Here is a 9,062-nt window from a genome sequence, read left to right as displayed (position 1 = left end):
GGAGCGGAGGGCGCGGGCCCCGGCGTCACACCGGATCGTCGCTCAGAGCGCGCCCTTGGGCAGCCGCACGTACGTGACCCGCGTCTCGACACCGCTGTCGACGAGCCGCCCGTCCGTGTCGAACGCCTCCGCCCCGTCCGTCATCCCGAAGTCGTTGTCGTTGATGAGGGCGAGCGTCCCGCGCCCGGCGAGCGCCACGCCCTCGATCTTGTCCGGCACCCCGTCGACCGTGTTCAGATCCACGACCAGACGCTTGCGCAGCACCGGCACGCCCGACCCGGCCGGGTCGTCGAGCTGCTCCAGCGACGGCGACGTACGGTCGTCGTCCCAGCGGCCGCCCAGGATGTTCGCGCCGCGCGTGAGCCGCACCTCCTGGAGGCGGGCGGCCTTGTCGGTGCGCTCCTCGACGAGCAGCCGGTCGCCGCCGAGCGCCACGACCGAGGAGATCTTCAGCTCCGAGGTGTCGTCCTCGCCCGGGTCGACGACGTCCACCGCGTCGAAGCGGTACGCGTACTCGGCCGTCACCGCGGCCTTCTTCGGGGAGAAACGCAGCAGTCGCGCGGTGCGCGAGGCCTCGCCGGCGTCCTGGTCCGGAACGGACAGCGGGCTCTGCACGGCCAGGACCAGATCGCCGTTCGGGAGCTGGGCGAGGCCCTCGAAACCACGGTTGACCTTGCGGTGCAGCAGGATCGACGGCAGCGACTCGACGACCGGGTAGTCGGCGCCCTTCAGGGCGAGGCCCTTCGGCACGTGGCGGGCGAGCACACGACCGTGCGCGGAGACGTGCACGAGGGAGGGACCGTACTCGTCGACCAGCCAGAAGCTGCCGTCGGCGGCCCGCACGATCCCCTCCGTGTCGAGTCCGTTCGGGTCGAAGGCCAGAGGCGTGCGCGCGTCGTACGTGTACGGCTTCTCGTCGCGGCTCTCCTGGTTCGGCAGGCCCGTGACCGGCTTGCCCGAAGCGGTCGTCAGCGGGATCGCGTCGATCACCTCGACCGTGTCACCGTGCACCTTGATCTTCACGATCGCCGGGTCGAAGCCGGGCACCGGGAACGTGCGGCGCTTCTTGCCGTCGACCTTGATCTGACCGTTCGGGCCGCGGTCGGTCACCGTCCAGTACTCGCCCTCGCGGCCCGCCGGGTAGAGGTCCGAACCGATGCCGCCCAGGTCGACGCCGCGGTCGTCGGCGACGGTGCCCGGCAGCAGGTGGTTGCTGAACGCGCCGAGCGGCAGGTCGGGGAGGGTCGCGCCACCCGTGACCTCGCCCGCGGCCGGCCCGGCCGGGGCGCCCGTCGCGGTGCCGGCCACGACGACGGCCGCGAGCGCGGCGAGCGGCACCCCGACGGCGAGGGTGCGGCGGACGCGGCGCTTGCCGGGGACGAGCGGGGACATGGGGCCTCCTGGACGCGGTGCTTCGCTCGGACTGGGCACACGGTCGGCCCCGGGATCGAACGGCCGGTGACCGCAGGGTGAATACGGGCGAACGAGCGGAGGGCGCGGTAACCGTCGCCACGGGAGCAGCCCGGCCAGGGACCGCGCCTCGTGACCGTATCGAGCGGACCCGATCGATACGATGCACCACGGTCCGAGGGACGGACCGGAGCGGGGGAGGAGCCGACCTCATGCGGCTGCACGTCGACCGGCGCCATGCGCGGGTGCTCGAACTGCTCCGGGAACGGGGCACGATCCGCGTCGCCGACCTGGCCCGCGAACTCGGGGTCTCCCCGGTGACACTGCGCCGGGACGTGGAGGCGCTGGCCTCGCAGGGGCGTCTGCTACGGCTGCACGGGGCCGTCGTGTGGCCCGGCGACACCGTCGCGGGCCCGCCCGAACGGGGTGAAATCGCCGCCGAGGTGGGCCGGGCCCCGTCCGGTCTCGTCGTGGGCATGGTCGTGCCCACCACCGAGTACTACTACGCGGAAGTGGTGCGCGGGGCCCGCGAGGCCGTCGAGGCGGCCGGCGCCCGGCTCGTCGTCGCCCTGTCCCGCTATCTGCCCGGCGAGGACACCGCGCAGGTCGAGCGGCTGCTCGCGGGCGGGGTCGACGGGCTGCTCCTCACGCCGAGCTGGGAGACCGGGGTGCCCGGGCCCGGTGAGGGGCTGCGCATCGCCGAGCGCACTGTGCCGACCGTGCTCGTGGAGCGCTCGGCCCCGCACGGCCATCCCGCCGCCGCGCTCGACCGCGTCCGCTCCGACCACGCCCACGGCGCGGCCGTCGCCGTCCGCCACCTCGCCGGGCTCGGCCACCGCGGGGTCGCGCTCGCCGCGCAGGACTCGCCGACCAGTGCGCAGTTGCGGCGCGGGCACGAGGCGGCGGTGGAGGCGCTCGGTCTCGACCCGGCGCCCGAACCGTCCCCGCACCCCGCCGGCACGACCGAGGCCGACCGCTTCGAGCGGACCTTCGCCCATCTCCGCGAGGCGGTGGAGGACCACGGGGTGACGGCGGCGATCCTGCACAGCGACGCCGACGCCATCGTGCTCGTGCCCAGGCTCCGCGCCCACGGCATCCGCGTCCCCGAGGACCTGGCCGTCATCACGTACGACGACGAGGTCGCCGCGCTCGCCGACCTGCCCCTCACGGCGGTGGCCCCCGCGAAGCGCACGGTGGGCCACCGAGCCGCCACCCTCCTCCTGACCCGCCTCACCCCGGGCACCCCACCGGAACCGGCCCAACACCTCGACATCCTCCCGCAGTTGAGAATCCGAAGGTCGTGCGGTGCCCAGCCTGCCGAAGCGGCCCGGCGGGAGTGGAGCACACCCCCTACGACAGCCGAACCATCACCTTCTGCGTGACCCCGCCCGCGCCCGTGAGGTCTGCGAACGTCAGCTTCAGTTCGCGGCCCGTCGACACCCCGGTCACCGACGCCGGCTTCGACGTCACCGAGCGGACCGGGCGGCGCCAGACCAGCGTCGCGCCCCGCACCGCGCGGTTCGGGTCGCTGACGGACACCGTCGCCGTGCCGTCGCGGCGTTCGTGGATCTGGACGATCAGCGGCGCGTCCGCGCTCACCTTGCCGATCGTGCCCGGCTCCCAGAACACCGCCCCCGTGAGGCCGAGGGACGGGACCCGGACGCCTTGCGCGGCACCGGAGTTGGAGGTCAGCTCCAGCCAGGCCGGGTCCGCCGCCCGCTCCGCCGTACGCTGCTCGCTCGCCCCCGGCATCAGGACGTACGCGTACGCCGCGTCCGACGGATCCGTGCCGTGGTCGGCGAGCAGCGTGACGTAGCGCCGCGTCACGGGGTCCGTCGAGCCGCCGCCGTTGATCGCCTTCCAGGTCCCCGTGCGTTCCTCCCGCCGTGCGTCGATCGCCGCCCCGCCGGGGAAGACGTAGCCGCCGTGCCCGGCGACATGCGCCCAACGGGCCTTCGGGAAGCTCCCGTTCCACGGCAGGTCCGAGGGCTGTGCCGTGCCGTCCACCGTGAGGCGCGCCGTCCCCGCCGAGCCGAGGTTGCGGGTGTCGACGACCGACTCGACGCCCGCCCCGTCCGCCGCCGAGATGCCCGCGCCGAGGCACACCACCGCGTCGTCCACGAAGAACCACGCCTTGCGGCCCCGCAGCGTGGAGGACAGTCCCCGCACGTCCTGCGCGGCGACCCCGTACCTGCCGTCCGTCGCGCCGCCGACCCACGTCGTGTCGGGACGCGCCGCCCCCCACGCCCCACCCGCCGCGTCCGCGAGCGGCTTGCGCGAGACCGTCGTGCCGGGCAGCCGGTACGGGTCGACCGTCGGCCAGAAGCCGTCGCTGTACTGCCCGCCGCCCGCGCTGTCCCCGGCGGCCCACCAGTAGAGCATCCCCGAACCGGTGTGCCAGCCGCGGACGTTCTCGCCGTTGCCGTTCTCGTAGAACGTGATCGCCTTCGACGCCATCGACACGGACGCGGTGAACGCGGCCGAGCGATGCGCCGCGCGGGCCATCGCCGGGAACACCTGGTGCCCGGCCGGCTCGGGCGCCGCCTTCACCGCTCCGTCGGCGAGCAGCGCGGTGACCCGCGACAGCGCGGCGACCCCGAGCGTGCGGCCCGTCGTCACGTCCTTGTAGCGGTCGCGCGTGAACCAGCCCTTGGCCAGGCCCTGCCAGCGCGCGTTCTCCTCCGCGCTCGCCCCCTGCCCGAGCAGCAGGATCGACGCGATGATCGCGTGGCCGCGCGTGTGGTCGTCCTGCTGCACCTTCAGCGTGTCGCCCGCGACGAGGCCGCGGCTGATCGCCCGCCCCGACACGTTGTCCACGATGAGCCCGTCGTGCAGGAACGGCGCGTACGCGCCCTCGACCGAGTCCAGGAAGATCTGCCGTCCGCTGTCCGTGATCGCCCACGTCGAGCCGCCGAGCAGCGCGAACAGCTTGCTCAGGCCGTCGATGAGGACCGCCCCGTACGACCCGGTGTACGGCACGTACGTGTGCTGGATCAGGGATCCGTCGGCGTACAGGCCGTCGCCCGAGGTGACGTAGGGGAAGACCGGTGAGACGGCGTCGCGGGCGAGGGCGAGCTTCGCGGCGGTGCCGCCGAGGACGCCGCGCAGGGCGAGGACCCGGCACAGGTCGATACGGTTCGCACCGGTGCTGGTGCCCGTGTAGTGATCGACGAGCGAGTCCGGCACGAAGTGGTCGATCGCCTCGACCGCGGCCGTGATCTGCTCCGCGCTCAGGTGCTCGTACATGAGGATCGCGATGTCGAGCAGCCGCTGCGGGGCGCCGATCTGGAAGTTGTACCAGTTGCCGTACTGGGGCTGGGACTTGTTGTAGACCTGCGTGCTCAGGTGGTCGATCGCGGTGAGCACGTCGGCCTTGAGGGCGGCGTCGCCGGTCAGGCCCGTGCCGGGCTGGCAGAACGCCTCCGCCATCACGCGCACGCGCTCGTAGCTCGTCTGGATCTTCTCGGAGTAGCCGTACGACTCGGAGTCCGTGTCGGGCTCGGGGTCCCCGAACACGGCGTCCGGCCACAGCGATCCGGCCGCCGGAGCCATCGCCGTCTGCCAGGCCCGCGCCTGCGTGCCCAGCGTGGCCAGCTTCGAGCGGAACGGCTCGGCGGTCGGGCTGAAGCCCTCACCGAGGTACAGCGAGCGCCACTTGGCGCGCAGTTCGGCGAACTCGTCCACGGCGGCTTCCGATGTCTCTGAGGTGACGGTGGCGGCCGCCGACGCCTGCTGCGGTATCCCGACGGCGAGCGCGGCGCCGGCTGCGGCGGTCGTGGCGAGGAAACCGCGGCGGGACCACGGCGAGCGAGGTGAGGGCACCTCGGAAGACAGTGCGGAGGGCGGAACGGGGGACGGCTGCTGGGGCGTCATGAAGGGCTCCGGGAGGCTGGAGGGTCCGCTGGGAGTAAGCGGTTTCTAGCACCCGGTGATTCAAACGCTCAAGAGAACCGGCCGAATTGATCGTTTCGATCGTTCTCGGCTCCGACCCCGGAGGGTCGGAGCCAGTGGCCCTGCCGGGGCCGGCTCAGGACCGGCCCCGTACGGGATCAGGCCCCGATCCACACCGTCGTGATGTCGCAGAACTCCTTGATCCCGTGCCCCGAGAGCTCCCGCCCGTACCCGGAGCGCTTGTTCCCGCCGAACGGCAGCGCGGGATGCGAGGCGGTCATCCCGTTCACGAAGACACCGCCCGCCTGGCTGTCCCGGGCGAAGCGCTCGATCTCCTCCGCGTCGCCGGTCCACAGGTTCGAACTCAGCCCGAACGGGGTGTCGTTGGCGAGTTCGATCGCCGCGTCCAGGCCCGTGACCCGGTACAGCGTCGCGACGGGCCCGAACGTCTCCTCGCGGTGGATCCGCATCTCCGGCGTGATGTCGGCCAGCACCGTCGGCTCGTAGAACCAGCCGTGCCGGTCGAAGTCCTTCGGCCGCTGCCCGCCGCACAGGACGGTCGCCCCGCTCTCCACCGCCTCGTCGACCAGCTCCTCCAGGTCCTTGCGGCCCTGCTCACTGGCCAGCGGGCCGATGTCGGTCTCCTCGTCGAGCGGGTCGCCGACCTTCAGCGCCCGCATCCCCTCCACGAACGCCTCCCTGAACTCCTCGAACACGTCCTCGTGCACGATGAACCGCTTCGCGGCGATGCACGACTGCCCGTTGTTCTGCGTCCGCGCCGTCACCGCGGTCTTCGCCGCCTTCGCGACGTCCGCCGACGGCATGACCACGTACGGGTCGCTGCCGCCCAGCTCCAGGACCGTCTTCTTCACCTCGTCGCCCGCGACCGACGCGACCGAACGGCCCGCGGGCTCGCTCCCGGTGAGCGTCGCCGCCACCACCCGTTCGTCCCGCAGCACGCCCTCGACGGCGCCCGACCCGATGAGCAGCGTCTGGAAACAGCCCTCGGGGAAGCCCGCGCGCAGGAACAGGTCCTCCAGGTACAGCGCGGTCTGCGGCACGTTCGAGGCGTGCTTGAGAAGCCCCACGTTGCCCGCCATCAGTGCCGGCGCCGCGAACCGGACCACCTGCCACAGCGGGAAGTTCCACGGCATCACCGCGAGCACCGGGCCCAGCGGCCGGTAGCGCACCTCGGCGCGGGCCGCGCCGGAGTCCTTCACGTCGGACTCGGCCGGATGCTCCGGCGCGAGCAGCTCCTGCGCGTGGTCCGCGTACCAGCGCATGGTGCGCGCGCACTTGGCCGCCTCCGCGCGGGCCGCCTTGATCGGTTTGCCCATCTCGAGCGTCATGGTCCGGGCGATCTCCGGCGTGTCCGCGTCCAGCAGATCGGCGGCGTGCCGCATCATCCTGGCCCGCTCCTCGAACACCGTCGTGCGGTACGCGGCGAAGGTGCGGGCGGCCAGGGCCAGCTTCTCCTCCAGGGCGTCGGGGGAGAGGGCTTCGTACGTTTCCAGCGTCTCGCCGTTCGCGGGGTTGACCGTCGCGATGGGCATGGGGCGACCTCCTGAGCGCGGTTCCTTCGACCTTCCCGCGCCGCGCGGGGCCGCGCAACGCGAGCACGCCGCCCGCGCCCCGGCTCAGAGCCGCTCGGCGAGCCGGTCCAGGAACACCGCCTGCGCCTTCACCGTCACCGCCCGCGCCGCGTCCAGGCCGAACCACGCCGCCCGGTCCAGCTCGGGGAACTCGGCACGGCGTCCCGAGCGCGGCGGCCACTCCATCGTGAACGTGCCCGGCACCACGTCCGCCGGATCCAGATCGCCCTCCACCGCCCACACCGTGACGTGCTTGCCGCCCGACTGCACGACATCGCCGAGCGCCAGCGCGGGCCCGCCCGGCGCCGGCAGCCCCAGCTCCTCGCGGAACTCCCGGCGGGCCGCGTCCCACGCCGTCTCGTCCTCCTCGTACTCGCCCTTCGGCACGGTCCACGCGCCCGCGTCCTTGCGCGCCCAGAACGGGCCGCCCATGTGCCCGAGCAGCACCTCGGGCCCGCCGTCGGTGCGGCGGAACAGCAGCAGGCCGGCGCTGCGCCGCGGTCTCTTTCCGGCTTGGTCGCTCATGCCCTCAGGCTCACATGTGGACGGCTTCGCCGGTCAGCGACCGGGGCGGGCCCGGCCGGTACAGGACCAGCGTCACGACGAACCCGACCGCGAAGAACAGCGCCGACCACCAGTACGCCGTCGAGTAGCTCTCCAGCGCTGCCTGCGTCCTGACCTGCGGGGTCGGCGGCTTGCCCGCCATGTAGTTCGCGGCGGCGCTCGTCGCCAGCGAGTTGAGCAGCGCCGTGCCGATCGAACCGCCCACCTGCTGGCTCGTGTTCACCATGGCGGAGGCCACACCCGCGTCGTGCGCGGCGACACCCGCCGTGGCCAGGTTCATCGCGGTCGCGAAGACCAGGCCGAGGCCGATGCCGGAGACCAGCAACGGGGGCATGACATGGGCCGCGTACGAGCTGTTCGTGTCCAGCGCGGTCAGCCACGCCATACCGGCGGCCGCGAGCGCCATGCCCAGCGGGACCAGGGGTTTCGGGCCGAGCCGGGGGAGCAGCGAGTTGGTCGCCACGACCGACGAGAAGATCATGCACGCCACCATCGGCAGGAAGGCCACACCTGTGATCACCGGCGAGTACGCGAGGACCTGCTGGAGGTAGTAGGTCAGGAAGAGGAACACGCCGAACAGGCCGGCGCCGGAGATGAACATCGCCAGGTACGAGGCCCCGCGGTCCCGGTCCGTGACCACCCGCACCGGCAGCAGCGGATGCGCCGCCCGCGTCTCCCACCAGGCGAACACGACGAGCAGCACCGCGCCGGCCACCAGGAAGCCCCAGGTCTGCGCGTCGCCCCAGGCGTGCGACTCGGCGTTCGAGAATCCGTACACGATGCAGAACAGGCCGACGGACACCAGGATCGTGCCCGGCACGTCCAGCTTGGGCCGGTCCGCGGGCCGGCCGCCGTGCAGCAGCCGCGCCCCGCCGAGGATCGCGACCACCGCGAACAGCAGGTTCACGTACAGGCACCAGCGCCAGTCCAGGTACTCGGTGAGCACGCCGCCGAGCAGCAGACCGACCGCGCCGCCCGCGCCCGCGATGGCGCCGTAGATGCCGAAGGCCTTCGCACGCTCGCGCGGGTCCGTGAACGTCGTCGTGAGCAGGGACAGCGCGGCCGGCGCGAGCAGCGCCCCGAACATGCCCTGCAGGGCGCGGGCCGCGACCAGCATGCCGAACGTGGTGGCGGCGCCGCCGAACGCGGAGGCCGCGGCGAAGCCCACCAGGCCCGCGAGGAACACCGCCTTGCGGCCCACCAGGTCGGCGATGCGTCCGCCGAGCAGCAGCAGACTGCCGAACGCGAGCGCGTACGCGGTGACGACCCACTGCCGGTTGCCGTCGGTGAAACCCAGATCCCGCTGGGCCGACGGCAGCGCGATGTTCACGATCGTCGCGTCGAGCACGACCATGAGCTGGGCGATGCCGATGACGGCGAGGATCAGCCAGCGGTGCTCGTGCCGGCCGCCGCCGGGGTACGCGGTGCTCGTGCCCGGTGGGGCGGAGGCGGGTACGGATCCGGCGGTTGCTGCGGAATCGGGCGAGCGATCCATGGAGGCCTCCAGACACCCAGGTGCACCCCCCGATCAACATCGCCCACCACGCTATGCGCCCGAACGAGGGACGGCGACCGGGGAGAGAACGCGTGCGTTCTCCTCGCGGT

At 73.0% G+C, this 9,062-nt stretch carries 6 protein-coding genes; 1 reads left to right on the top strand and 5 read right to left on the bottom strand.

All coding sequences use genetic code 11. The features are described 5' to 3' along the window. Positions 1 to 42: 42 nt before the first annotated feature. Complete coding sequence (locus ACFW9D_RS36610) at positions 43 to 1,392, bottom strand: esterase-like activity of phytase family protein (RefSeq protein ID WP_384629593.1); 1,350 nt, start codon at positions 1,390 to 1,392, stop codon at positions 43 to 45. A 230-nt stretch (positions 1,393 to 1,622) separates the two neighbouring features. Between ACFW9D_RS36610 and ACFW9D_RS36605 the strand changes: the two genes are divergently transcribed. Next, positions 1,623 to 2,792, top strand: a complete 1,170-nt coding sequence (locus tag ACFW9D_RS36605; RefSeq protein WP_384629590.1) for a substrate-binding domain-containing protein — start codon at positions 1,623 to 1,625, stop codon at positions 2,790 to 2,792. Here ACFW9D_RS36605 and ACFW9D_RS36600 read toward each other — a convergent pair. From ACFW9D_RS36600 to ACFW9D_RS36585, 4 genes are all read right to left on the bottom strand, one after another. Then, positions 2,761 to 5,232, bottom strand: a complete 2,472-nt coding sequence (locus tag ACFW9D_RS36600; protein WP_384629586.1) for a polysaccharide lyase 8 family protein — start codon at positions 5,230 to 5,232, stop codon at positions 2,761 to 2,763. The two genes, ACFW9D_RS36605 and ACFW9D_RS36600, sit on opposite strands and share 32 nt — an antisense overlap. A 227-nt stretch (positions 5,233 to 5,459) precedes the next feature. Continuing rightward, positions 5,460 to 6,854, bottom strand: coding sequence for an NADP-dependent succinic semialdehyde dehydrogenase (locus ACFW9D_RS36595; protein WP_384629583.1), 1,395 nt, complete (start codon positions 6,852 to 6,854; stop codon positions 5,460 to 5,462). Between the two features lie 84 nt (positions 6,855 to 6,938). Next, complete coding sequence (locus tag ACFW9D_RS36590; protein ID WP_384629579.1) at positions 6,939 to 7,418, bottom strand: NUDIX domain-containing protein; 480 nt, start codon at positions 7,416 to 7,418, stop codon at positions 6,939 to 6,941. A 10-nt stretch (positions 7,419 to 7,428) separates the two neighbouring features. Continuing rightward, complete coding sequence (locus ACFW9D_RS36585) at positions 7,429 to 8,952, bottom strand: MFS transporter (RefSeq protein WP_188335289.1); 1,524 nt, start codon at positions 8,950 to 8,952, stop codon at positions 7,429 to 7,431. Positions 8,953 to 9,062 lie beyond the last annotated feature (110 nt).

This window comes from Streptomyces sp. NPDC059524 (assembly GCF_042749255.1).
In the GTDB taxonomy this organism is placed as follows: Bacteria; Actinomycetota; Actinomycetes; order Streptomycetales; family Streptomycetaceae; genus Streptomyces; species Streptomyces xanthii.
The sequence above is the reverse complement of the archived record's forward strand: the minus strand, read 5'-3'. Positions and strand labels throughout refer to the sequence as shown.

Excerpts from the sequence above, each read along its gene's own strand:
- ACFW9D_RS36610 (WP_384629593.1), bottom strand. The coding sequence starts at position 1,392 with ATGTCCCCGCTCGTCCCCGGCAAGCGCCGCGTCCGCCGCACCCTCGCC.
- ACFW9D_RS36605 (WP_384629590.1), top strand. The coding sequence starts at position 1,623 with ATGCGGCTGCACGTCGACCGGCGCCATGCGCGGGTGCTCGAACTGCTC.
- ACFW9D_RS36595 (WP_384629583.1), bottom strand. The coding sequence starts at position 6,854 with ATGCCCATCGCGACGGTCAACCCCGCGAACGGCGAGACGCTGGAAACG.
- ACFW9D_RS36590 (WP_384629579.1), bottom strand. The coding sequence starts at position 7,418 with ATGAGCGACCAAGCCGGAAAGAGACCGCGGCGCAGCGCCGGCCTGCTG.
- ACFW9D_RS36585 (WP_188335289.1), bottom strand. The coding sequence starts at position 8,952 with ATGGATCGCTCGCCCGATTCCGCAGCAACCGCCGGATCCGTACCCGCC.